The sequence below is a fragment of the Mesorhizobium sp. P3_A8 genome, assembly GCF_056402995.1.
Window position 1 is genome coordinate 1 of the sequence record NZ_JBFUGI010000003.1, and the last position, 22,281, is coordinate 22,281.

At 62.6% G+C, this 22,281-nt stretch carries 22 protein-coding genes and 1 pseudogene; 13 read left to right on the plus strand and 10 right to left on the minus strand.

Annotated elements, in window-relative coordinates; all coding sequences use genetic code 11:
- Positions 1 to 111, plus strand: a pseudogene (locus tag AC1DX4_RS07935) (IS5/IS1182 family transposase); the annotation flags it as partial.
- Positions 112 to 273: 162 nt separating this feature from the next.
- Here AC1DX4_RS07935 and clpS read toward each other — a convergent pair.
- The 4 genes from clpS to AC1DX4_RS07955 all read right to left on the minus strand — a co-directional run bounded on the left by clpS (position 274) and on the right by AC1DX4_RS07955 (position 1,788).
- The gene (gene clpS / locus AC1DX4_RS07940) at positions 274 to 579 is read right to left on the minus strand and encodes an ATP-dependent Clp protease adapter ClpS (protein ID WP_477219804.1); all 306 of its coding nucleotides are present in this window, start codon (positions 577 to 579) and stop codon (positions 274 to 276) included.
- A gap of 140 nt (positions 580 to 719) precedes the next feature.
- Positions 720 to 1,034, minus strand: a complete 315-nt coding sequence (locus tag AC1DX4_RS07945; RefSeq protein WP_027044010.1) for a hypothetical protein — start codon at positions 1,032 to 1,034, stop codon at positions 720 to 722.
- A gap of 164 nt (positions 1,035 to 1,198) precedes the next feature.
- Entirely contained in the window at positions 1,199 to 1,450 is a 252-nt protein-coding gene (locus AC1DX4_RS07950) for a hypothetical protein (RefSeq protein WP_477219805.1), read from the minus strand.
- A gap of 38 nt (positions 1,451 to 1,488) precedes the next feature.
- Positions 1,489 to 1,788 carry a hypothetical protein gene (locus AC1DX4_RS07955; protein ID WP_019860700.1) on the minus strand — a complete coding sequence of 100 codons (300 nt, stop codon included), beginning with the start codon at positions 1,786 to 1,788 and terminating at the stop codon, positions 1,489 to 1,491.
- Positions 1,789 to 2,067: 279 nt separating this feature from the next.
- On the opposite strand from AC1DX4_RS07955, the gene AC1DX4_RS07960 reads away from it, so the two are divergent.
- Positions 2,068 to 2,784: a response regulator gene (locus AC1DX4_RS07960; RefSeq protein WP_477219806.1), complete on the plus strand. Its 717-nt coding sequence runs from the start codon at positions 2,068 to 2,070 to the stop codon at positions 2,782 to 2,784.
- Positions 2,781 to 4,190 (plus strand): ATP-binding protein, encoded by a 1,410-nt coding sequence (locus tag AC1DX4_RS07965; RefSeq protein ID WP_477219807.1) that lies wholly within the window; start codon positions 2,781 to 2,783, stop codon positions 4,188 to 4,190. Before AC1DX4_RS07960 ends, AC1DX4_RS07965 begins: the two co-directional genes overlap by 4 nt.
- 17 nt (positions 4,191 to 4,207) lie before the next feature.
- On the opposite strand, the gene choV is transcribed toward AC1DX4_RS07965, so the two are convergent.
- From choV to AC1DX4_RS07980, 3 genes are all read right to left on the minus strand, one after another.
- A complete protein-coding gene (choV, locus tag AC1DX4_RS07970; protein WP_477219808.1) occupies positions 4,208 to 5,389 on the minus strand; it encodes a choline ABC transporter ATP-binding protein in 1,182 nt (393 codons plus the stop codon).
- The gene (gene choW / locus AC1DX4_RS07975; protein WP_477219809.1) at positions 5,386 to 6,240 is read right to left on the minus strand and encodes a choline ABC transporter permease subunit; all 855 of its coding nucleotides are present in this window, start codon (positions 6,238 to 6,240) and stop codon (positions 5,386 to 5,388) included. The genes choV and choW overlap by 4 nt, the downstream gene beginning before the upstream one ends.
- 132 nt (positions 6,241 to 6,372) lie before the next feature.
- Positions 6,373 to 7,308: a choline ABC transporter substrate-binding protein gene (locus AC1DX4_RS07980; protein ID WP_477219810.1), complete on the minus strand. Its 936-nt coding sequence runs from the start codon at positions 7,306 to 7,308 to the stop codon at positions 6,373 to 6,375.
- Positions 7,309 to 7,556: 248 nt separating this feature from the next.
- On the opposite strand from AC1DX4_RS07980, the gene AC1DX4_RS07985 reads away from it, so the two are divergent.
- Entirely contained in the window at positions 7,557 to 8,168 is a 612-nt protein-coding gene (locus AC1DX4_RS07985; protein WP_027044004.1) for a thymidine kinase, read from the plus strand.
- Between the two features lie 13 nt (positions 8,169 to 8,181).
- On the opposite strand, the gene AC1DX4_RS07990 is transcribed toward AC1DX4_RS07985, so the two are convergent.
- Positions 8,182 to 9,078: a DMT family transporter gene (locus AC1DX4_RS07990; protein ID WP_477219811.1), complete on the minus strand. Its 897-nt coding sequence runs from the start codon at positions 9,076 to 9,078 to the stop codon at positions 8,182 to 8,184.
- A 111-nt stretch (positions 9,079 to 9,189) separates the two neighbouring features.
- Between AC1DX4_RS07990 and AC1DX4_RS07995 the strand changes: the two genes are divergently transcribed.
- The 8 genes from AC1DX4_RS07995 to AC1DX4_RS08030 all read left to right on the plus strand — a co-directional run bounded on the left by AC1DX4_RS07995 (position 9,190) and on the right by AC1DX4_RS08030 (position 19,802).
- Positions 9,190 to 10,047 carry a LysR substrate-binding domain-containing protein gene (locus AC1DX4_RS07995; protein WP_477219812.1) on the plus strand — a complete coding sequence of 286 codons (858 nt, stop codon included), beginning with the start codon at positions 9,190 to 9,192 and terminating at the stop codon, positions 10,045 to 10,047.
- A 95-nt stretch (positions 10,048 to 10,142) separates the two neighbouring features.
- Positions 10,143 to 10,532 carry a c-type cytochrome gene (locus AC1DX4_RS08000; protein WP_477219813.1) on the plus strand — a complete coding sequence of 130 codons (390 nt, stop codon included), beginning with the start codon at positions 10,143 to 10,145 and terminating at the stop codon, positions 10,530 to 10,532.
- 308 nt (positions 10,533 to 10,840) lie between these two features.
- A complete protein-coding gene (locus AC1DX4_RS08005; RefSeq protein WP_477219814.1) occupies positions 10,841 to 11,929 on the plus strand; it encodes a hypothetical protein in 1,089 nt (362 codons plus the stop codon).
- Positions 11,930 to 11,969: 40 nt separating this feature from the next.
- Positions 11,970 to 13,115, plus strand: coding sequence for a hypothetical protein (locus AC1DX4_RS08010; protein ID WP_095201941.1), 1,146 nt, complete (start codon positions 11,970 to 11,972; stop codon positions 13,113 to 13,115).
- 24 nt (positions 13,116 to 13,139) lie between these two features.
- On the plus strand, positions 13,140 to 15,050 hold the full coding sequence (locus tag AC1DX4_RS08015) for an AAA family ATPase (protein ID WP_477219815.1): 1,911 nt from the start codon (positions 13,140 to 13,142) through the stop codon (positions 15,048 to 15,050).
- A 222-nt stretch (positions 15,051 to 15,272) separates the two neighbouring features.
- Positions 15,273 to 16,580, plus strand: coding sequence for a DUF6638 family protein (locus tag AC1DX4_RS08020; RefSeq protein WP_477219816.1), 1,308 nt, complete (start codon positions 15,273 to 15,275; stop codon positions 16,578 to 16,580).
- A gap of 104 nt (positions 16,581 to 16,684) precedes the next feature.
- The gene (locus AC1DX4_RS08025) at positions 16,685 to 17,809 is read left to right on the plus strand and encodes a DUF2333 family protein (RefSeq protein ID WP_477219817.1); all 1,125 of its coding nucleotides are present in this window, start codon (positions 16,685 to 16,687) and stop codon (positions 17,807 to 17,809) included.
- Positions 17,810 to 18,122: 313 nt separating this feature from the next.
- Positions 18,123 to 19,802 carry a formate--tetrahydrofolate ligase gene (locus tag AC1DX4_RS08030; RefSeq protein WP_477219818.1) on the plus strand — a complete coding sequence of 560 codons (1,680 nt, stop codon included), beginning with the start codon at positions 18,123 to 18,125 and terminating at the stop codon, positions 19,800 to 19,802.
- A gap of 68 nt (positions 19,803 to 19,870) precedes the next feature.
- Here the strand turns inward: AC1DX4_RS08030 and AC1DX4_RS08035 are convergent, their stop codons facing one another.
- The gene (locus AC1DX4_RS08035) at positions 19,871 to 20,515 is read right to left on the minus strand and encodes a cysteine hydrolase family protein (RefSeq protein ID WP_477219819.1); all 645 of its coding nucleotides are present in this window, start codon (positions 20,513 to 20,515) and stop codon (positions 19,871 to 19,873) included.
- Between the two features lie 127 nt (positions 20,516 to 20,642).
- On the opposite strand from AC1DX4_RS08035, the gene AC1DX4_RS08040 reads away from it, so the two are divergent.
- On the plus strand, positions 20,643 to 21,659 hold the full coding sequence (locus tag AC1DX4_RS08040; protein WP_477219820.1) for a GlxA family transcriptional regulator: 1,017 nt from the start codon (positions 20,643 to 20,645) through the stop codon (positions 21,657 to 21,659).
- On the opposite strand, the gene AC1DX4_RS08045 is transcribed toward AC1DX4_RS08040, so the two are convergent.
- On the minus strand, positions 21,646 to 22,203 hold the full coding sequence (locus AC1DX4_RS08045; protein WP_477219821.1) for a sugar O-acetyltransferase: 558 nt from the start codon (positions 22,201 to 22,203) through the stop codon (positions 21,646 to 21,648). The genes AC1DX4_RS08040 and AC1DX4_RS08045 overlap by 14 nt on opposite strands.
- Positions 22,204 to 22,281: the final 78 nt, after the last annotated feature.

Here is a 22,281-nt window from a genome sequence, read left to right on the forward strand (position 1 = left end):
CGCATGAAGCTGACCACGATCCGCTATGTCGGGCTGGCCAAAGCCACTGCCCAGGTGACGTTAGCGGCGATTGCCTTCAACATGCGCCGATGGGCCGCCATCACAGGATAGGTGCGCCCGCAGTCCGGCCCCACGAGGCCGAACCGCCGCCCGAAATTCCAAACCAGACACAAGAACTCACGAATACGGGCGATATTCCCGCAATCCCGCTCTCATCCGCGCTCTGCTGCAATTACACAACAGGCCCACAAGGGGAGAAGGGAAGAACCCTCTTCACTCCTCCGGCTCCGTCGTGAACAGCAGGGGATAGCCCTTCTCCTTGGCGGCGTCGGTGGCCCGCGTTGCCTTGGTTTCGGCGACATCCCTGGTGAACACCGCGACCACGCAGACACCGAGCCGGTGCGCGGTGATCATGACGCGGTGCGCCTGGTCCTCGCTGAGCTTGAACTCGCCCTTCAGCACCGTCACCACGAATTCGCGCGGCGTGAAATCGTCGTTGATGAGGATGACCTTGTAGAGCTTCGGCCGCTCGGTCTGCGGCTTGACCTTGGTACGTGGTTTTGTGGTGATTTCAGGCATTGGAACCGACAGTTTCGCGATCGGGCTTCACCGTGCATTTTGCCACGGGCGGCAGCGATCGTCCATTTTGATTGGCGTGCAGACCCTCAGCGCGGAGAGCCCGGTCATTCACAATCATGTGGGGAATTGTCGGGCGAGGTTCAACGGCCCTGGCGGCCGAAGACGCGGTGATGCGCGGCGGCATCCGCCCGGCGTTCCAGCCACGCCGCGATCGGCCATCCGGCAACGCAGACCAGCGTCACGGCAAGGAGCACGATCAGCAGCCACGCCTGGACAGGCGTAATGTAGTCCCAGTTGCTGGAAATTATCGGTGCGAACAGCGAGGGCTCGGTGCGGCCACTGGCAGGGTCGGGCACGGGGCTGGCGGTGAGCAGAATCAGCGCCCTGGCGACACCGGTGGCCACGAGGCCGCCAATCACCATGGAACGCAAAATGGACGAAAGCCGCTTCTTCATGCGGATTGTCCTACACGGCCGGCGTTGAAAACGGGTTAAGTCAGATCGAGGTGGCTGGCTGTGAGCCGCCGGTGTTCAGCCGCTCGATCGGGTGCCTGGCAGAAGGCCGCCCCAGCCAGTTGCGGCTGGAGCGGCCTTGATAGAAATCTGTCTTGCGACCTGGATCAGGCCTTCGGAGCAACCGCGGGCTTGGCCTTCTTCACGGTCTTCTTGGCAGGGGCCTTCTTGTGCTTGACCTTCTTGACGACCTTCTTCACCGGGGGCTTGGCGGTGGCGTCAGCAGCCGGAGCCGGGGTGGTCGTGGTGGCAGCAGCAGCCGGAGCAGCGGTCGTGGTGGCAGCGGCATTGCCGAGAGCCGGCATCGCGAAAGCGAGAGCGACGGCGAGACCGGTGGCGGACAGGATGGACTTTTTCATGGCTTTCATTTCCTTTTTATGCGGGTCGATTTTGAGTGTCACTGGACCGGGTCGTTCGGTGTCACTCCAAGCAGCTTCAAAGCATTGGCGAGCATCCGGATGCCCTGCGCCTGTTTCTTGGCAGCGCAGTACCGGTTGCCCTTTCTCTGAAGTGCCTTTGCCGCGGTGACCTGCGTTGCCGTGGCATGGGTTTCGAGGGCTTCATCAAATTGGTGGCTGAGATTGGCGCACCGTTCGCTCCGGGTAAGCGGCGCCTTTGCGTCCGACTGGCCGACAGCGGCAGTGACCAGGCCAAGGCCCAGCAACGCACCCAACAGACTGATCGACAAGCTTGGCATCGGTTTTTCCGTGAACCCGGAGATTAGCGTCGCAGCCGATAACCTGACCGCCACGGCACCGTTATGCCGCCCTACCTTTTCAGGAGTTTTTCCCGATTGTAGAATTTTGTTTCTGGATTGTGTCTGGCCGGGGCGCCGCGAAGAGGCCATAGCTTTCCATGTGGAGCAGGTGGAATTCGTTCTCCCTTGAAATCCAAGGCACTGGCCAACATATGGCCCGAATTCTATCGTGTGGCTCACCAGCCAGAATACTTGGCCGGCAACCAAACAGGGCAGCTCGTGAAATCCGACGCACACATACTGATCGTCGATGACGACAAGGGCATCCGCGACCTGCTTCAGGAGTTCTTCCAGAAGCGGGGCCTGCACACTTCGGTTGCCGCCGACGGCATCGAGATGGAGACCATCCTGCGCCGCGCGCAGGTGGATCTCATCGTGCTCGACGTGATGTTGCCCGGCAAGAGCGGGCTGGAACTGTGCCGCGACCTGCGCGCCCAGTATACGACGCCGATCATCATGCTGACCGCCGTCACCGAGACAACCGACCGCGTGGTCGGCCTGGAGATGGGCGCCGACGACTACGTGCCCAAACCCTTCGATCCGCGCGAACTGCTGGCCCGCATCCGCGCCGTGCTACGGCGCAATGGTGCCGCCGAGCCGAAACGCGCCAGCACCAAGCAGATCTACCATTTCGCCGGCTGGACGATGGACTGTTCGCGGCGCAGGCTGACCGCTCCCGACGATGTCAGGGTCGAATTGACCATGGCCGAATTCAACCTGCTGCAGACCTTCGTCAAGAGCGCCCAGCGCGTGCTGACCCGCGACCAGCTGATCGAACTCTCCGGCGGCGACAGCGACTATTCCTTCGACCGCAGCATCGACATCCTGGTCAGCCGGCTGCGGCGCAAGATGGAAGATGACCCGAAAACACCGAAACTGATCCTCACGGTGCGCAGCGGCGGCTACCAGTTCCTGCCTGAGACGACCTCCGAATGAGACGTTTCCTGCCGCAGACCTTGCCTGTCTGGGTGCTGCTGATCGTCATATCAGGCCTTTTGATCAGCCAGGTCGCGACCCTCTACATCGTCTCTCGCGACCGTGCCGCCGCCAACGATGTGGTCGACCTCTACCGCCTCAACGACCGCGCCTTCTCGCTGGTGCAGCTGATGAGCAGCGCCACGCCCGAGGAGCGCAAGGCAACCGCGGCGGGCCTGTTCAACGCGACTTACGCCCTTACCGTCTCGGACACGCCCGCCGTCACCTCCTCGATCGCGGGCGACGATGAGCTGGCCGAACTCGAGGACATCCTCGTCGGCCGGTTGTCGAAGTTCGGCGTCACCGACGCGCGCGTGCGGCGCGATCCGGCGACGCGCGAGGCCGACGACGCCAGCGGCGCCGTATCCGGTCCCGATGTCGGCCAGGTCGAACGCGACCTTCTGGTGCTGGCCGCCGATTTCGCCCAGAGCGACAAGCTGACCGCCTCGCTGCGCTTCGCTGACGGCCAGTGGCTGAACTTCACCGAACCGATCACGCCTGTCGGCCCGATCCTGAGCTTCGACAGCTTGCCGCTCTATTCGCTGATTGCCGGCCTGGTGGTGATCATGTCGATCTGGTCGCTGCGCCGGCTGACGGCGCCCTACCGGATGATGGAAACCGCCGTCAACCGCATCGGCAAGGATTTGAAGAGCCCGCCGATCGCCGAGTCGGGCAGCCGCGAGGTTCAAGCTGCCGCGAGAGCAATCAACGCCATGCAGGCGAGGCTGCGCGAATATGTCGAGGACCGCGAGCATCTTGCCGCCGCGCTCGCGCATGATTTGCGCACGCCGATGACCCGCATGCGGCTGCGGCTCGAACTGTTGCGCAAATCGGCGGTTCGTGAGGCGCTGGCGCATGATCTTGCCGATGTCGAGAGCATCGCCAGTTCGGTGATCGACTTCGCCACTTTCGAGGTCAACGAGGAAAAGACCGAGCGCATCGACTTCTGGTCGCTCGTGGAATCGATCGCCGACCCCTATCCGGAGGTCTCGTTCGACAATGACGATACCCGTTCTCGCGGCCTGATCTGCATCGCACGGCCGGTGGCGCTCAAACGCTGTGTCACCAATCTGGTGCAGAACGCCGTCACCTACGGCAAGAAGGCGCATCTCAGCCTGCACCGCTCGGACGGCACCATCACGCTGACCATCCGCGATGAAGGACCGGGCATACCGCAGGCTCAGATCGATGCCGTGTTCGGCTCCTTCGTGCGCCTCGAACAGTCGCGCAACCGCCAGACCGGCGGCCTTGGCCTCGGCCTCACCATCGCCCGCAACATAGCGCGCGCCGCCGGCGGCGAGATCAGGCTGTCCAACCACCCGGATGGCGGATTGCTGACGGAGCTACGACTGCCGCTGGCGGCCTGAAGTAGACGCGCGGCGCCTTACCGCCGCAGCACGGCGCTCAGCACATCCCTGATACCGATGGCGCCGACAAACCGCGACTGGTCGTCGAACAGCGCCACCGGTGCCGTCTGCGAGCGGTGCATGGCGAGCATGACGGTTTTCAGCGAGGTGCCCGGATTGGCCCAGAACACTTGCGCTGCTTCCTCCGACTGGGACTCGACATCGGCGCAGGAGACCCACACCGCCGGCTTGCCGTCGCGTTCGGCCGCTGCCACCAGCCCGTGCTCGTCGATCTTGAAGCGCGTCGTCTTGCGCCGGTCGAGCCACACCCAGCCGTCCGTGCTCTCCTCGAGGTCTCGGCGGTCGCGCATGACGTTCCAGGCGGTCAGCACCGAGAGTGGGTTCACATTGGCGATGAAGTCGCGGACGTAATCGTTGGCGGGGCGCAGCACGATGTCTTCCGGCGCGCCGGTCTGGACGATGCGGCCACCCTCCATGATGGTGATGTGGCTGCCGATCTTCAGCGCCTCTTCCAGATCGTGGCTGACGAAGATGATGGTCTTCTTCAGCTCGGCCTGCAGCTGCAGCAATTCATCCTGCAGCTTGGTGCGGATCAGCGGGTCGAGCGCCGAGAACGGCTCGTCCATCAACAGGATCGGCGCCTCGGTGGCGAAGGCTCGGGCAAGGCCGACGCGCTGCTGCATGCCGCCCGACAGTTCGTGCGCGTATTTCTTCGACCACTGGTCGAGATTGACCAGCTTGAGCTGGCGTTGCACGCGCTCCTTGCGCTCCGCCTCCGGCACGCCGGCAAGTTCGAGACCGAGGCCGACATTTTCTTCCACCGTGCGCCACGGCAGCAGGCCGAACTGCTGGAAAACCATCGCCACCTGCTTCTGCCGCAGCCGCCGCAAGGTAGCCTCGTCGCAGGTGACGACGTCGACGGTCTTGTCGCCGTCCTTGACCAGCACCTGGCCACGCGACACCACGTTCAGCCGATTGACGGCCCGAAGCAGCGTCGACTTGCCCGAACCGGACAGGCCCATCAGCACGGAAATCTCGCCCTCGTTGACGGTCAGGCTGGCGCCTGCACAGCCCAGCACATTGCCGGTCTTCTCGAGGATTTCGGCGCGCGTGGCACCCTTGTCGATCATCGCCAGCGATCCAGCCTGATCGGCGCCGAAGACGATATCGACATTCCTGAAATCAACGGCGACGGTCATTTCTTGCCTCCAACGGCAATTCTAGTCATCCGGTCGAGCACGATGGCGAGCACGACGATGGCGAGCCCCGCCTCAAGCCCGAGATCGATGCGGCGTGAGCCAAGCGCACGGTTGATTTCGGTGCCGAGGCCGCCGGCGCCAATCAGCGCTGCAAACACCACCATCGACAGCGACAACATGATCGACTGCGTCAGGCCGGCCATGATGGTCGGCAGCGCCGAGGGCAATTCGACTTTCCACAACAGTTGGCTCTTGGTGGCGCCGAAGGCCTCGCCGGCCTCGACGATCGACTTCGGCACCGAAACGACGCCGAGATGGGTGAGCCTGACCGCGGTCGGAATGACGAAGATGATGGTGACGATGAGGCCGGGCGCATTGCCGAGTCCGAACAGCGTCAGCACTGGGATCAGGTAAACGAAGGTCGGCAGCGTCTGCATCAAATCGAGCACCGGCAGCATGATCCGGTAGACCTTCGGCTTGTGCGCCGCCCAGATGCCGAGCGGCACGCCGATGGCCATCGCCATGGCGGCTGCGGCAACGACCAGCACCAGGGTCTGCACCGTCTGCTTCCACAGGTTCTGGTTGATGATGAAGATCAGGCCGAGGAATACGCCGATGGCCAGCGGCCGCGAACGTTGGAGCAGCCAGGCGACGACAGCAATGACCAGCGCCAGCACCACCGGCGGCACCATCAGCAGGATGTTGACCAGCCCGTCGAGAAGGAAATTGAGGCCATTGGAGAAGGCCCTGAAGATGGTGTCGAAATTGTCGGTCAGGAAGCCGAAGAACGCCTTTCCCCAGGCCCCTATCGGAATCTTGTGGTCGACCATGAATTGCGAAATCGGATCCATCTCACCCCTCTTCGTCCAGGAGCCGTCCTGCTCTCGGCTCGCGCAACGTCATCTTGTCACAGGATATGAAAAAGGGCAGCCTTTTCTAAGATGGCTGCCCTTCCTGGTTCGGCCTTGCCGAATTCAGTCGGCTCAGCTTCCGAGCGCGGTCTTGATGGCCGCTGCCGCGTCGCCACCGTCAAAGGTGGTCACGCCGGCGATCCAGGGAGCAACCGCGCCCGGGTTCTTCTTCAGCCAGTCGGTCGCAACGGTAGTGGCATCACCGCCCTTGAGGATCGCGTCCATCATCTGGCCTTCCATATCCAGATTGAACTTGAGGTTGGCGATCAGCTTGCCGGCATTCGGGCATTCGGTGGTGTAGCCCTTGCGCACGTTGGTGAACACGGTGGCGGCGCCGAAGCCGCTGTCACCCATGCCGTCGAGATAGGTGATCTTCATGGCGCCCATCACCGGATGCGGCGTCCAGCCGAGGAAGGCAATCCACTCATTGTTCTTCATCGACTGTTCGGCCTGCGTCAGCATGCCGGCCTCCGAGGACTCGACGAGTTCGAAACCGTCGAGCTTGTCGGCGGGATTCTTGATCATGTCGAGGATGATGCGGTTGCCGTCATTGCCGGCTTCGATGCCGTAGATCTTGCCGTTGAACTTGTCTTTGAACTTGCCAAGGTCGGTCAGCGACTTGACGCCGGCATCCGCGACATAGGTCGGCACGACGATGCCGTAGCCGGCGCCGGTCAGGTTCGTGCTGATGGTCTCGACCGAGCCATCGGCGGTGTAGTCCTTGATGTCGTTGGTCATCGACGGCATCCAGTTGCCGAGGAAGACATCAAGATCCTTGTTCTTCAGCGACGCCATGGTCACGGGCACCGACAGCTGGATCACCTTCGGCTCGTAGCCGAGCGCGGTGAGCAGCACCGAGGCAACCCCGGTGGTCGCCTGGATGTCGGTCCAGCCGACATCGGAAAGACGCACGGTCTTGCAGCTTGCGGCGTCACCTGCAAAGGCAGCGCTCGTGGACAACAAAGCCGCCAGGCCGAGGCCGGCGGCGAAGGAATTCATACGCGACATAGTTAGTCTCCCATTGTGATTCTTTGGCGAAGCGTAGTTACGGTTTCTCTGCCCGCCTTGTTTTGTCAGCCAAACACCATTCTCGTGTAGATTCAAGCGTCAAGGCAATCACGATCAACGGCGCGGACTGGCCAATCAGCGACACGGTTGACGCTTTTGTCTTGCCAGACACGGGAGAGCCGGCTTTTTCAGGGGAATGCGGCGGCGACCCCTCCCCGCCTTGGGCCAAGTCGGCTTAAAAGAGCGGCATGGCCAAGCTCTATTTCCACTACGCGACGATGAATGCCGGCAAGACGACGATGCTCTTGCAGGCGTCGTACAATTATCGCGAGCGCGGCATGACGACGATGCTGTTCGTCGCCGGTCACTACCGCAAGGGCGACAGCGGCTTGATCTCATCGCGCATCGGGCTGGAGACCGAGGCCGAGATGTTCCGCGACGGCGACGATTTGTTCGCCCGCGTCGCCGAGCATCACGACCATACGACGGTGCATTGCGTCTTCGTCGACGAGGCGCAGTTCCTCGAGGAGGAGCAGGTCTGGCAATTGGCCCGCATCGCCGACCGGCTGAACATTCCGGTCATGTGCTACGGCCTGCGCACGGATTTCCAGGGCAAGCTGTTCTCAGGCTCGCGCGCGCTGCTGGCGATCGCCGACGATCTGCGCGAGGTGCGCACCATCTGCCGCTGCGGCCGCAAGGCAACAATGGTCGTGCGCCTCGGCGCCGACGGCAAGGTGGCCCGCCAGGGCGAACAGGTGGCGATCGGCAAGGACGTCTATGTTTCGCTCTGCCGCCGCCACTGGGAAGAAGAAATGGGCCGCGCCGCGCCCGACGATTTCATCGGCTTCATGAAATCCTGAGCCCCGATCCGCGTCAGGCGGCCGCGACACGCCATAGCGGAAACCGCCAGCCCAGCCGGACACCGAGCGTCGCCACGGCGATCAGCACCATGCCGGCGGCCTGCGCCGGTCCAAGCGGATGCCCGTAAATCGCCCAGTCGATGATGATGGCAACGACCGGATAGATGAAGGTGATGATGCCGATCACCGGCGTCGTCAGGCGCGGAAAGGCCGAGTTCATCAGCACATAGGCAATGCCGGTGTGCAGCACGCCGATGCTGACCAGCCAGCCCCATGAATGCGCGGGAACAGGCTCGCCGATCCCGGCGAAAGGGGCGAGCATGACGATCCCGACGATCGTCTGGCAAAGCACGGTGACCTCCGCGCGCTGCTGGCCCAGGCCCTTGGCGAGGATGGTCGCCACTGCGTAGAGCAGCGCTGCGACCAGCGTCAGCGCGATGCCCAGCGCCCATGCCGTGCCGGCCTGTGCATGCGAAACCACCAGCCCGCTGGCCAGCACGACGCCAAGGAACGCGCCAAGCATCCACAGGATCTGGTCGAGCGAGATACGCTCCTTGAGGAAGACCACGCCGATGATAACCACGAAGAACGGCTGGACGTGATAGACGATCGTCGTCGTGGCGATCGACGTCATGGCGAAGCCGGCGAAAAAGGCCGTCCAGCTCAGCACCATGCAGGCGCCGGCAAGTGCTGCCAGCGCCAGGCGGGTCAAGGACAGGGTGCGGTCTGGCAGATAACCACGCAGAAAGCACCATGCGCCGAGGAACATGGCGCCGAACACGCAGCGCCAGAACACGATCGTCACGGGATGCAGCCCCGCTTCCGTCACGAAGGCGCCAACCGTGCCGGCGATCGTCATCGCGAAGGCCAGGCTCGCGGCCGGAAAACGGGAGGTTGGCAGGTCCTTCATCGAAATCCCTCGGGACTATGCCTCGGACAGGCGAGACCCATCTGGCCAGCAGCATAGCTTTCAAACAAGCGAATAGATTTGGACCTAGCTATTCGATATGCTGATAGCACCATGGCTGCTCCGCTTGACCTCAATTTGCTGAAAACCTTCGTCGCCGTCGTCGAGAGTGGCAGCCTGTCCAATGCGGCACCGCGGGTCGGCCGCAGCCAGTCGGCGGTCAGCATGCAGATGCAGCGGCTGGAAGAGATGGTCGGCAACCAGCTTCTGGTGCGGGGACCGAGAACGGTTACCCCCAACGCCATCGGCGAGGACTTTCTCATCTATGCGCGCCGGCTGCTGAAGCTGTCGGACGAGGCCTGGGCGAGCGTCACCCGGCCGAAGGAGACGGGCAGCGTGCGCCTTGGCGTACCGGACGACTATGCCGCCTTCCTGCTGCCGCCCGTGCTCTCACGCTTCGCCGAGGATCATCCGCTGGTGACGGTGGAACTGATCTGCGAACAGTCGACCGCGCTGGTGAAAACCCTGGCGGAAGGCCGGCTCGATCTGGCGATCGTCACCCGTTTGCCGGAGCAGGCGCTCGAGGTGATTCGTCTGGAACGCTTCGTCTGGGTCGCCTCGCCAAACCATGTCGCATGGCAGACCGATCCCCTGCCCGTCGCGCTGTTCGAGCCCGGCTGCGCCGCTAGAATGAACGTCCTGCAGGCGCTTGGCGAAGCCGACCGATCCTATCGCTGCACCTATTCCAGCGCCTCGCTGCTTGGCCTGATCGCGGTGGTGCAGGCCGGGCTTGCGGTCGCGGGTCTCGCTCAACGCAGCGTGCCGCCATCGCTGCGCATCATCGGCGGCAATGAAGGGCTTCCCGTGCTGCCGGATCTCGAAATCGGCATTTTGCGCAACCCGCTGTCGACGACACCGGCGGTCGATCGGCTGCACGATTTCCTGCGCCGCGACCTCGCGCAACAGGCCTGAGATCGTCGTCCAGGCCTTGCCAATCCGCCACGATGCAGCGTTTGTTAAGGGCTTGGTCCTATAAGGCCGTCAGCCAGAGCTCCCCGGGGTCAGCCATGCTTCGAGCCATTTCCTCAGCCAGCCTTCTTCTCCTTGCCACCTCCATTGCCGCCCACGCCGGCGGCGACCCCGTGCAGGGCAAGCACGTCTTCAACCGCTGCATCGCCTGCCATGAAGCAGCCAGCGACCGCGACAAGGTCGGCCCGCATTTGCTGGGTGTCGTCGGCCGCACCGCCGGTACAGCCGAGAGCTTCCTTGGCCATTATTCAGAGGCAATGAAGAGTGCCGGGGCGAACGGTCTCGTCTGGGACGAGGCAAATCTTGCTGAATATCTCAGGGCGCCCAAGCTCAAGGTTCCCGGCAACAAAATGGCTTTTGGCGGCCTGACCAATGACGACGACATCGCCAATGTCATCGCCTATCTGAAGGCTGATCCGAAGCCCTGAGCGCGCAGCACGGCACCCGCTTCACCTGATTTGTTTGCCTGCAACCGGTTCAATTCCCTGCTGAATTCAGCATATCAGCGCTGGCGGCGGCCGATTGCTTTGGCGGCATGAAAGTTCAATGACAGTTGAACTAGACCAGGCCGGCTGGCTAATCACGTCATGACCCCACCTTCATTGTCTTTCAAGGCCTTGGCGGATTCTTTTGTTTTCACACCGCCTCTATCTTCACGTCTTTCAATCCCCGGATGCCCCACATATATTCGCCGCTGTTCGCAACCAGCGACCGGAAGCCGAAGCGGGAGGCCCCTATGGCGACATTGCAGAATTTCGATGCCGAAATTGCCAAGACCAAGCAGGTCGTCCAGGACATGCGCACCAAGATCGAGCAGTCCGGCACCGTGCTTGATACGCTCGCCACCGCGGACAAGAAGATCGGCGACGCCAATTTCGACATCGAGAATGCCCGCATCGAGGATGTGCTGAAGCAGCAGAAGGTGATGGAAGGCAACATCGCCGACCTGATCATCGGCCTTGAGGACGCCACCAACGTCTTCGGCGCCGAATTCGAGAGCATGAAGAACTATTCCGGCTGGGAAAATTTCGTCGGCATCTTCTCCAGCCAGCGCAAGCAACGCCTGCGCACCGACCGTGTCCGCAACATGTCGCTGGCCGGCAATCTGCAGGAATTGTTGGCCAAGTCTGACACCATCGTCGGCATCCTGAAGGCGCAGAAAGAGGTGCTCGACCAGCGCTACAAGACCTCAGAGGCTAGCCTGTCGCAGGTCATCGAGCGCCGCAAGACCACCATGACCAACCTCGAAGCCGTGCAGAAGCGCATCGAGGAACTCAACCCGATGCTGCTCGACATCGAAAACAAGATCGCTGCCTCGACCAACCAGAAGGACCGCACGCAGCTCGAAGGCGAACGCTCGGTGCTGGCGACCGAATACAACGAAAAGCAGGCCAAGGAGCAGGAATTGCTGGCCGAAAGCCAGACGCTGGAGCGCTACACCTCGATGTTCCAGACCTTCGTCGATTCGCTCAACAACCAGATCGCCGCGCAGGCGACGCTGATCAACAAGCTGACCATCGATACCGAGCAGCGCATCGTGCTCTACAAGGCGTTGGAAGATTCGCTGAAGACCGCCGCCCAGCAGGACGTCGCCCACAAGATCAACACGCTGGGCAGCCAGGTCGACAACACGGCGGAAGAAACCATGGCCGGCATCGGTGCGGCTTCGCAGAAGCATATTGGCGACCTGCTCGAAATGCACGAGAAGAACATGGTTGCCAGCGCCGATATCCAGCGCCGCAAGAAGCTCGCCGACGATGCCTTCGCGCGCCGCTTCGACGAGGTGCTGAAGAAGCACAATTCGGCCAACTACGTGCAGTCATAATTGCCGCGCGCACCGGTGCGACAATCCCAGGGCTGACAGCATGACCCCCGAAAACGACGCGGCGGCGCGGTATTTCTCGGCAATAACGGCCGCGCTCAGCGGCCTTGAAGTGTTCATGCGCGACGACCGCTCGCCGCTCTACCGGCACGGCATCGTCGCCAAGATCGTTGCCGAATACATCGCCCGGCTCGACAAGTCCTTCTCTTGCTGGCGCAACCGGCTGGGCTTCATGGACACGTTCCGCATTTCGCGCGCCGAAAGCGGTTTTCCTGTCTTCCAGAACCTGCTCGAGCTGGAAAACGATCGCCGCCAGGCAGACAGCCGGCTCGCCAACATCCCGCTGGCCGGCGAGTTGCGCGAGGAGATGGCCGACTTCATCCTGCGCCACAAGGAATTCCCCGAGGCGCTGCAGAAATCGATGGCCGAGCGGCTCTACCTCGAGGACGTCAAGAGCGAGCAGACTTTCGGGCCGTTCACGCTGGCGCAGACCGCCAAGGTCTCAGTCAACCCGAAGACGGCGCGGCCGTATTATCTCGTCCATTGGGCGACCTTCGACGGCAGCGCCAACCTGCCCCTGGTCTACATGGTGACGGTGGAGGATTCCTCGGAAAGCATGATCCGCCAGCTCGTCGACAGCAACGGCAAGCTCAACGACAAGGTCGACATTCCGCTGCCGGTCGACGGCCTGCTCAACCCCGAGCTCGCCCATCGCTTCGACGATTTCACCGAGAAGAACTCCGCCTACACGCTGTCGCCGGCGACCATCGCCGTCAACCTCGACAAGGATTTCGAGCCGCTGCATCCCAAGCAGCTGCGCCGCGTCGTGCTTGGCCCTTTCTACTCGGCCGGCATTACCGACAACAATTCGACGGTGACCGAGGTGCTGGCCAAGGTACGCAAGCCTGAAAACGCCTGGCTTTTGACCTGGACCATCCAGGAGGTCTATTCCAAGGGCGAGAAGCCCGGCCGCAAGGGGCTGTTCTCAAGCGAGAAGACGACGCAGGAATTCTTCATCAACACCGATGATCTGGAAGCCGCGCGCCAGGGCGTGTCGAGCTACGAAAACCACGCGCTGATCCCGCACGAGGCCTACCAGGCGCTCTACGCCGCCGGCGAAGCACAGAAGATTTTTGGCGGCTACAAGGTTCATATCCTGTCCAACGGACAGGTCATCTCAGACGTCTGACCGTCACACCACGGAGCACACTTCATGGACACCGGCCTGACCACCATCCCGGAAGCAGCGATCGAGAAGCACCGCGCCACCGCGCAGAGCTTTATCACCCGCATCGTCGTGCTGGAGGATCCCTCACCCGAATCAGGCACGGCCTTGGCAGGCACCAACCGCCGCTTCGTCTCCACCGTCTCGGTCGGCTCGGTGCGCCGCACCCGCGAGGTCGAGTTGACGAAGACCGTCGGCGCCGTCCATCCCGACGACCAGTTGCTCACCATCCCGCAGCACACGCTTTTGTTCCGCGCCCGGCGCGGCACGGCGATTGCACTCGCCGTATCGGATGTCTTCGCCGAAGGCTCCGACCTCGAAAGCCTGCAGGCGAAAAACACCCGCGCCCCGCTCGAAGGCGACGAAGCCTCCGCCTTCAAGAAACTCCTGTCGGCCTCGGCCTACATCTCGGCCTTCAGCCTGGCATCCTATCTGTTTCAGCTGATCGACAGCGATGGCGAGGCGCCCAACGACACCCCGGAGCCGGACTTTCTCTTCGACACGCCGCAGGACGCGGTGAAGTCGATCCTCGCCGGTCTCGACAAAGCGATAGCGGGCTCGAAAGACGATGCCGACCTGATGATCAGGGCGCGCGCCTTCGCCCGCGTCGCCATCGACGGGCTGCTGGCCAGAAAAGGCCGCTTCGATGGCATCGGCCCGTTCGAGAATGCCCATATCCGCATCGATGCCGACGATTTCACCCTCGACGGCTTCGACGTGGCGCCGGGCAAGCGCTCCAAGCCGCTGGTGATGACCTTCAAGAAGCCGGAAGAGGTCGTCGGCAACCACATCGCCAAATACCAGTCGGTCAAGCTCGCCAAGATGCTGATGGCCTATGATTTCGAGCGCGAGCTGAACCCGTTCGTCGAGCTCGGCGGCTTCCTGTTCACCTTCATCGGCGACGGCGCGCCCGGCACCGGCAAGACGACGCTGATCCAGATGATCGCCGGCCTCGTCAACGGCTACTGCCAGGTCGCCGGCTATCCCTTCGCCTACGAGAATTTCGGCGTCGACCAGATCTCGTCCTATCAGGGCAAGTCGGGCCAGAACTGCCGCCAGTTCATCAACAATGTGCTCAATCCCCGCGTCATCGGCTTCGGCACCATCGACGACATCGACCAGGTGGCGGCACGCCGCGCCGACGACCGCGCCTCGGCCGGCCAGCAGGAAATCACCGGCGTGTTGATGGATGCCTTCGCCGGTGCTTCCACCGTGGTGCGCGGCAATTGCTCGTTCGGCATGTTCTCCAACTATCCCGAAAATGTCGACGACGCGCTGCGCCAGCGCGCCGGCGCCCGCTGGCTGGTCGACGGACCGCAGACCCGCGACGACTATATCGACATCTTCGTGCTGCTTGCCGGCAAGAACCACGAGATCCCTCTGGGCAAGCATGAGCTCTACGCCGCCCAGGAGATCCAGCGCGCCGTGACCGAGGCCTATGAGGAGCATGAGAAGCCGCAGGAAGACGGCTTGATGAAGGTCTACGAGCGCTACATGAAAGAGAATGGCGCGCCCAAGACCATGGCCGACATCGGCACCTATCTGCACCTGATCAAGGATGCCGAACCGCGCTTCACCGGCCGCGCCATCAAGAACGTCACCGACGCCATCAAGATGCGCGCCATGGACATCGAGCTGCCCGACGACTGGTTCGAGAAACCGGAAGCCTTCATGCACAAGGGCTATGACGAGAAGAAAGCGATGATCGAAGAACTGCGCGGCCCGTTCTCGATGGACATGATCATGCAGGAGATCAACCGCTACGCCGACAGCGAGTTCCGCTATTCCGACAAGTCCGACGACGCCGCGGTGGAAAAGCTCCTGCGCGATGCCCGTCTGCGCGAACGCGCGGCGCGCGCGATGGAGGAGATGAAGAAGAAGGGCAACTGGAATGCTTGAAATGCGCCGCCGCCCCCTTCTCCCCTTGTGGGAGAAGGTGTCGCCGAAGGCGACGGATGAGGGGTGTTCCAGTGAACGCCAGCGTCTCACTCCGCTGGAACACCCCTCATCCGTCTCGGCGCTGTCGCGCCGATCCACCTTCTCCCACAAGGGGAGAAGGAAGGCTCGCGCCCCTCATCCGCCCTTCGGGCACCTTCTCCCCGTGAACGGGGAGAAGGCAAGATGACCCACCCCGCCAAGAAACCCGACCTTCTGCGCGACAACGAACTCATTTACGGCCGGCTGCTCACCGTCGACGAGCCGCATCTGATCGATCGCTACAACAAGGCACTGGCCGCGTTCGGCAAGAAGCCCACCAAGCTGAAAAGCTTCCAGATCGACCGCACCGGTTTCTCGCCCGAGATCGCCGACGAATGCGGCGACCCGGACTACCTCGACCCTGACGAGGTCAACCGCCGCTTCATCATCCTGACGCCGTCGCAGATCGACCTGCCCGTGGTGCACACCGCCTTTTCCAACACCTCGCTGCTGATGTTCGAGTTCATGTCCAAGAACCAGCGCGCCATCGACGCGCTGACCATAAAGGACGTCATCTACGGCGAGATCGAGGACTCCGTTCCCAAGGTCAACGACATCGAGGACCTGCTGTCGATCAACCAGGTCGAGTTCAAGGTGCTGTCGGCGGAGGACGTGCTAGGCAAGGCCGCCGAACTCGGCAAGCTCGTCGACCGGCTAAAACAGGAGCCCGATGCCTGGCGCGACAATGCCATGCTGACCCGCATGGTGGAGTTGGCGAAAATCTGCGGCGATATCAGAGAGAACGCACTGGTGCCCGACCAGGTGATCTTCCGCCACAACGCTTACTGGACCAGCCATTTCGGCGGGCTCTACGTCTTCGTCGATCCCGACATGACGACGGTGATCAGCGATCCGGCTGCCCCCGGCTTCCGCCGCTCGCGGCCATGGCAGGTCAGCTATCTCTCGATCAACGACGCCGACAAGGTGTTCAAATTCCTGGCCTCCACCGGTCGCATCGAATTGCCGCGTGCCTCCTGGGTCGAAGCCTCCGGCTATCTCGAACACCGGGCCGAAATGGTGGTGCGCGCGCTGATCCGCGACGCCGAGCCGGACCGCAATTTGACCGATGTCGACAAGGTCTGGCTGCAGACATGGATCCAAAGCCATGCCGATCTGATCACCAAGGACGGCAATTTCCCCTTCCTCAACGCCGCCAAGCGCGAGATCGCCCAGCTTGGCCATCTCAAGATCGACGATGTCTTCCCGCAGCAGCGCTTCCTGGTGATCCGCGCCAAGCCGGACCATCCCGACGCCTGGCTGACCAACCGGCTGATCTCGGATTTCGTGCCGTCGGACTTCGTCTCGCGCTACATCTTCAACAAGGACGGCTTCTACAAGGATTATGACGGCTTCAGCGACGCCTGGCGATCGCATGTTGTGGACGTTCTGAAAACCACATATTTGAAGGACAAGGTGGCGTTTCGCACACGCCTCTACGGCCTGACTGACTAGAACGAAATGACCGGTCATTTCGTTCTAACTTGTTGTTTTGGCGCATGATGTTATCCAGAAAGTCTGCAACTTTTTGACATCATGCTTTTAGGGGTGACACAGCCATGCTCGATCCGATCGTGAACTTCTTCACCCGGATTTTCCAATGGATCGGCCGCGGCATCGGCCTTTTGATCGGCGTCATCCTGTGGCCCTTCCTGTGGGCCGGCAGCTGGTACACGCAGCGCGGCTGGATACTCAAGGCCGTGGTCGGCCTGGCTGTGCTGGTGCTGATCGGCCTCTACGCCAACTTCTTCTATGCCACGCAGTGGTGGAACAAATTCAACCCGAACTACCCTGACACCTACACGTTCGAGAAACGCAATGTTTCCGCCGGTGAGCAGGTGGCCGCCGGCACCGGCACCGACACGGCAAAGACTTGCGGCAACTCCGGCATCGCCCAGGTGGCGGCCGACCTGACCGATTTCAACGTCAACCAGAATGCCTGGATCTCGTCGATGATCCTCTACAAGCTCGGCCTGTTCGGCATCGACTGGGACGACACGCCGTGGATGGACAACAAGGCCTCGTTCCAGCGTGGCATCAATCAGGCGGTGCGGCGCACGGCAACCGAGCTTGCCGACAATCTCGGCCGCGTGCGCACCACCTCGCAGATCGATGCCGATCTGCAGGATGCGCGCGGCAATCTGCAGTTCGACGAATACACCTGGTATTTCGGCGTCAGCCCGTTCGGCCCGAAGACGCCGACCCCGAGCTATTATCGCGACGCGGTGCGCAAGCTGCGCTCGTTCAACGCACGGCTGGCCACCTGCCAGGCCACTTTCGACGCCCGCGCCGACAATCTGAAGCAGTATATCGACCGCATCGCATCGGACATCGGTTCGACGTCCGCCATCCTCAAGGAGCGCGCCGAGAACCACAACAATGGCTGGTTCGACACCCGCGCCGACGACCGCTACTGGTTCGCCTACGGCCAGCTCTACGCCTATTACGGTCTGATGAAAGGCGCCCAGGCCGACTTCGAGGACGTCATCAAGGAAAAGCACCTGCACAGCCTGTGGGACACGATGGACGCGCAATTCGTCTCGGCGCTGCGCATCCAGCCCTTCATCATCGCCAATGGCCGCGAGGACGGCTGGCTCTTGCCGACGCACCTGACGACGATGGGCTTCTACATCCTGCGCGTGCGCTCCAACATGGTCGAAATCAGCAACGTGCTGACGCAGTAGCCCTTTGGGCTTCGGCCCAGGCGATGGCGAATTTGCGCCGTCGCCTCTGTCGCATTCCGTGCATTGTGCGGCTGTTTTGAGACGGCGGAAGCGCCCTTGCTCTGGCTTCTATACGGCGCGGCAAGCGGAGCCAGAAAGAACCGAGGACAGGTCGGCCGCCGCGGAAGAATTTTCTCTATAGGAAACATAGTTGCATGGAAGTTGACGCCACGGCAGCGACAGGGTTAGAACATGCCCGCGCGCCCGGTTCCAGCCTGCTTGCGAGTGAGACCAACCCCGTCCCCTCCACCGTTCAATCCAGAGGAAAGCCGTCATGGCCGAAGTGAAGTCCGACATCGAGATCGCGCGCGGCGCCAAGAAAAAGCAGATCCAGGAGATCGGCCAGAAGATCGGCATCCCGACTGAGCATCTGCTGCCTTATGGCCACGACAAGGCCAAAATCTCCGCCGAATTCATCAAATCGGTGAAGGGCAACAAGGACGGCAAGCTGATCCTGGTCACCGCCATCAACCCGACCCCGGCCGGCGAAGGCAAGACCACCACCACCGTCGGCCTCGGCGATGGCCTCAACCGCATCGGCAAGAAGGCGATCGTCTGCATCCGCGAGGCTTCGCTTGGCCCGAACTTCGGCGTCAAGGGCGGTGCCGCCGGCGGCGGCTACGCGCAGGTCGTGCCGATGGAGGACATGAACCTCCACTTCACCGGCGACTTCCACGCCATCACCACCGCGCACAATCTGCTTTCAGCGCTGATCGACAACCACATCTACTGGGGCAATGAGCTCGGCATCGACACCCGCCGCGTCGTCTGGCGCCGCGTCATGGACATGAACGACCGCGCGCTGCGCGAAATCATCTGCTCACTCGGCGGTGTCGCCAATGGTTTCCCCCGCGAGGCCGGCTTCGACATCACCGTCGCCTCGGAAGTCATGGCAATCCTCTGCCTGTCGAACGACCTGAAGGATCTGGAAAAGCGCCTCGGCGACATCATCGTCGCCTACCGCCGCGACAAGTCGCCGGTCTACGCCCGCGACCTCAAGGCCGACGGCGCCATGGCTGTTCTGCTCAAGGACGCCATGCAGCCCAATCTCGTGCAGACGCTGGAGAACAACCCGGCTTTCGTCCATGGCGGACCGTTCGCCAACATCGCGCATGGCTGCAACTCGGTCGTCGCCACCACGACGGCTCTGAAGCTCGCCGACTATGTCGTCACCGAAGCCGGCTTCGGCGCTGATCTCGGTGCCGAGAAATTCTTCGACATCAAATGCCGCAAGGCGGGCCTCAAGCCGGCAGCCGCCGTCATCGTCGCCACCGTGCGCGCCATGAAGATGAATGGCGGCGTCAAGAAGGAAGACCTCGGCAAGGAAAACGTCGAGGCCGTCAAGAAGGGCTGCGCCAACCTTGGCCGCCACATCGAGAACATCAGGCAGTTCGGCGTGCCGGCGGTGGTTGCCATCAACCACTTCTATTCCGACACCGACGCCGAGATCCAGGCGATGAAGGACTATGTCGCCTCGATGGGCGAAGAGGCAATCCTGTGCAAGCACTGGGCCAAGGGCTCGGCCGGCATCGAGGAGCTTGCCAACAAGGTGGTGGCGCTGGCCGAATCCGGCGCCTCGCAATTCGCGCCGCTCTATCCCGACGCGATGCCGCTGTTCGAGAAGATCAACACCATCGTCCAGCGCATCTATCGCGGCTCGGAAGCGATCGCCGACAAGTCGGTGCGCGACCAGCTCAAGGCCTGGGAAGACGCCGGCTACGGCCATTTGCCGGTCTGCATGGCCAAGACCCAGTATTCCTTCTCGACCGACCCGAACCTGCGCGGCGCGCCGACCGGCCACACCGTGCCGGTGCGCGAAGTCAGGCTTTCGGCCGGCGCGGGCTTCGTCGTCATCATCTGCGGTGAGGTCATGACCATGCCCGGCCTGCCCAAGGCACCGTCCTCGGAAAAGATCTTCCTCAACGAGGCCGGCCAGATCGAAGGCCTGTTCTAAGATCCTTCAGTTCCCAAAAAGCGAAGGGCGCCGCAGCGATGCGGCGCCCTTTTGTTTGCTGAGTGGTCCTACGCCGCGCTGCGCGCCAGCGCCCGCTGATTGGACGCATAGATCGTGTCGCGCTCCGGCAAGGCGCCGCTCTTCAGGCATTCGACCCATTCGGCGGTCTTCAGCACCGCGGCGAAGCGCGACTGCAGGATGATCGTGACCACGCGATGGATCTCCTCGGCCGAGGCATAGCCGGCGCTGTTGGCGTAGGGCACCGAGCCGGTCGCATCGGACAGGAACTCGACCGCAAACCCCATATGCACGGCGTGGATGATGGTCGACAGGTCGCAATTATGCGTCATGTAGCCAACGACCGTAAGCGTATCGATGGCGTTGGCACGCAGCCACGCCTCAAGGTCGGTGCCGGTGAAGGCCGAGGGCAGCATCTTCTCGACATAGTGGTCGCGATTGCGCCTGGCGATTTCGGGATGCAGTTCGCCGCCGTGACTGCCCTTGGCGAAGATCGGCGACGTCTCGGGCGCCATCTGCTTGACCACTACGACCTTGATGCCGGCGGCCGCAGCCGCATCCATGGCGCGTGCCACATTGACGACGCTGTCGCGGAACGGCGGGTGCTGGATGGCCAGATTGCCACCATCGTAATCGTTCTGGACATCGATGACGATCAGCGCCCGGCGCGGCGTGGTGTTGGCTGGGTCAGACATGATGTTTTCCTTTCCGGCTTGAATGCGATGGGCCGAAGATAGGCCGGCCGGTCAACGATCAAAAGTGGCCCGATTGACATCATTCAAAAGAATTGGGACAATCCACATTCACCCGCAGGAAGCCCAAATGACTGATCCGATCATTGCCGTCCTCGCCTTCGACGGCATCAGCCCGTTTCATCTGTCTGTGCCATGCCTGGTGTTTGGGGAGGACAGGACGAAGCTCGGCCTGCCGCGCTTCGACTTCCGCATCTGCGCGGCCAAGGCCGGCCCGGTCCACACCGAGGCCGGATTGACCGTTGCCGCGCCGCATGGGCTCGAAGGGTTCGACGGTGCCGACATCGTCATCATCCCAAGCTGGTATCGTCTTGGCGAGCCGCCGTCGCCGTTGCTGGTGGAGGCGCTGCGCCAGGCGCACCGCCACGGCGCATTGATCGTCGGCCTGTGCCTTGGAACCTTCGCCATTGCCGCCGCCGGGCTGCTCTCCGGCCGCATTGCTGCGACGCACTGGGCCTATGCAGAGCAGTTGCAGGAACTCCATCCCGACATCGATGTCGACCCGACAGTGCTCTATGTCGACAATGGCGATGTCGTGACTTCGGCCGGCGTCGCCGCCGGCCTCGACTGCTGCCTCCACATCGTGCGCGCCCGCTATGGCGCGGAGGCAGCACTCCGGCTCGCTCGCCAGATCGTCCTGTCCCCGCACCGGCAGGGCGGACAGGCGCAGTTCATCGAACGCCCGGTGGCAAAAGGCGCGAAAGCCGACCGCTTCACTAGGGCGCTCGACGCCGTGCGCACGACACTAGGCGAGACGCACAGCCTCGACAGCGTCGCCGAAGCGGCCGGCCTGACCCGGCGCACCTTCAGTCGCCGCTTCCAGAAATCGATCGGCACCAGTTTTGGCGATTGGCTGATCAGCCAGCGCATCGAACTGGCGCAGCGCCTGCTGGAAGCCACTGAAAAATCGATGGACATCGTTGCCTTCGAAGCCGGCTTCGGCAGCGCCACCTCGCTGCGCCAGCATTTCGCTGCGAGGCTGCGGACATCGCCGGTGCAGTATCGGCGGGAATTCTCCAGGCGAGCGGACCAAGGTGAGCGCATGGGCACGCCTGATCGCTTGCGCCAGGACTTCAGTCGCGCTTAACCGGCCGCGCCGGATTGCCGACCACTGTCGTGTTTGCAGGTACATCGCGGGTAACCACAGCACCGGCGCCGACGATGGCGCCCTCGCCGATGCTGACGCCGCCAAGGATGATGGCTGAACCGCCGATCCAGGCATGGGCGCCGATCTCGACCGGCCTGGCGATCTCCAGCCCCGCTTGCCGGCCGGCAGCCTCCTTGTGGTGCTCGGCGCAGTAGATCTGCACGTTGGGGCCGAGCAGCGTTCGCTTGCCGATGCGCACCGGCGCCGTGTCGAGGATGGTGCAGCCGGCATTGAGGAAGACGCTGTCGCCGAGGAAAATGTTCAAACCATAGGCGCAATGGAACGGCGCCTCGATGCGGGTGCCCTCACCCACGCCGCCAAGCAATGCCTTCAAGCCCGGCCCAAGATTTCCGCGCTGCCTGGGCGGCAATGAATTGTGCTCGAACACGGCGTCGCGGGCGGTGACGCGCAAGGCCTCCAGCTCGTCATCGAGGCACGTATACCATTCGCTGGCCGCCATCTTCGCGCGCTCGCTTCCAGCCATGGCGGGGTCTCCAATTGACGTCATTGCAAAGCATAGTTGCGGCCAGCAGAAAAGCGCCAATCCAAGTACTGGTCAAAT

What these genes read in the sequence shown, in the direction of transcription:
- AC1DX4_RS08000 (WP_477219813.1), top strand. Translation starts at nt 10,143, where the DNA reads ATGCTTCGAGCCATTTCCTCAGCCAGCCTTCTTCTCCTTGCCACCTCC.
- AC1DX4_RS08020 (WP_477219816.1), top strand. Translation starts at nt 15,273, where the DNA reads ATGACCCACCCCGCCAAGAAACCCGACCTTCTGCGCGACAACGAACTC.
- AC1DX4_RS07985 (WP_027044004.1), top strand. Translation starts at nt 7,557, where the DNA reads ATGGCCAAGCTCTATTTCCACTACGCGACGATGAATGCCGGCAAGACG.
- AC1DX4_RS07955 (WP_019860700.1), bottom strand. Translation starts at nt 1,788, where the DNA reads ATGCCAAGCTTGTCGATCAGTCTGTTGGGTGCGTTGCTGGGCCTTGGC.
- AC1DX4_RS07995 (WP_477219812.1), top strand. Translation starts at nt 9,190, where the DNA reads ATGGCTGCTCCGCTTGACCTCAATTTGCTGAAAACCTTCGTCGCCGTC.
- AC1DX4_RS07980 (WP_477219810.1), bottom strand. Translation starts at nt 7,308, where the DNA reads ATGTCGCGTATGAATTCCTTCGCCGCCGGCCTCGGCCTGGCGGCTTTG.
- AC1DX4_RS08040 (WP_477219820.1), top strand. Translation starts at nt 20,643, where the DNA reads ATGACTGATCCGATCATTGCCGTCCTCGCCTTCGACGGCATCAGCCCG.
- choV (WP_477219808.1), bottom strand. Translation starts at nt 5,389, where the DNA reads ATGACCGTCGCCGTTGATTTCAGGAATGTCGATATCGTCTTCGGCGCC.
- AC1DX4_RS07990 (WP_477219811.1), bottom strand. Translation starts at nt 9,078, where the DNA reads ATGAAGGACCTGCCAACCTCCCGTTTTCCGGCCGCGAGCCTGGCCTTC.
- AC1DX4_RS08015 (WP_477219815.1), top strand. Translation starts at nt 13,140, where the DNA reads ATGGACACCGGCCTGACCACCATCCCGGAAGCAGCGATCGAGAAGCAC.
- AC1DX4_RS08045 (WP_477219821.1), bottom strand. Translation starts at nt 22,203, where the DNA reads ATGGCTGGAAGCGAGCGCGCGAAGATGGCGGCCAGCGAATGGTATACG.
- choW (WP_477219809.1), bottom strand. Translation starts at nt 6,240, where the DNA reads ATGGATCCGATTTCGCAATTCATGGTCGACCACAAGATTCCGATAGGG.
- AC1DX4_RS08035 (WP_477219819.1), bottom strand. Translation starts at nt 20,515, where the DNA reads ATGTCTGACCCAGCCAACACCACGCCGCGCCGGGCGCTGATCGTCATC.
- AC1DX4_RS08030 (WP_477219818.1), top strand. Translation starts at nt 18,123, where the DNA reads ATGGCCGAAGTGAAGTCCGACATCGAGATCGCGCGCGGCGCCAAGAAA.
- AC1DX4_RS08005 (WP_477219814.1), top strand. Translation starts at nt 10,841, where the DNA reads ATGGCGACATTGCAGAATTTCGATGCCGAAATTGCCAAGACCAAGCAG.
- AC1DX4_RS08025 (WP_477219817.1), top strand. Translation starts at nt 16,685, where the DNA reads ATGCTCGATCCGATCGTGAACTTCTTCACCCGGATTTTCCAATGGATC.
- AC1DX4_RS07945 (WP_027044010.1), bottom strand. Translation starts at nt 1,034, where the DNA reads ATGAAGAAGCGGCTTTCGTCCATTTTGCGTTCCATGGTGATTGGCGGC.
- AC1DX4_RS07965 (WP_477219807.1), top strand. Translation starts at nt 2,781, where the DNA reads ATGAGACGTTTCCTGCCGCAGACCTTGCCTGTCTGGGTGCTGCTGATC.
- AC1DX4_RS07950 (WP_477219805.1), bottom strand. Translation starts at nt 1,450, where the DNA reads ATGAAAAAGTCCATCCTGTCCGCCACCGGTCTCGCCGTCGCTCTCGCT.
- AC1DX4_RS08010 (WP_095201941.1), top strand. Translation starts at nt 11,970, where the DNA reads ATGACCCCCGAAAACGACGCGGCGGCGCGGTATTTCTCGGCAATAACG.
- clpS (WP_477219804.1), bottom strand. Translation starts at nt 579, where the DNA reads ATGCCTGAAATCACCACAAAACCACGTACCAAGGTCAAGCCGCAGACC.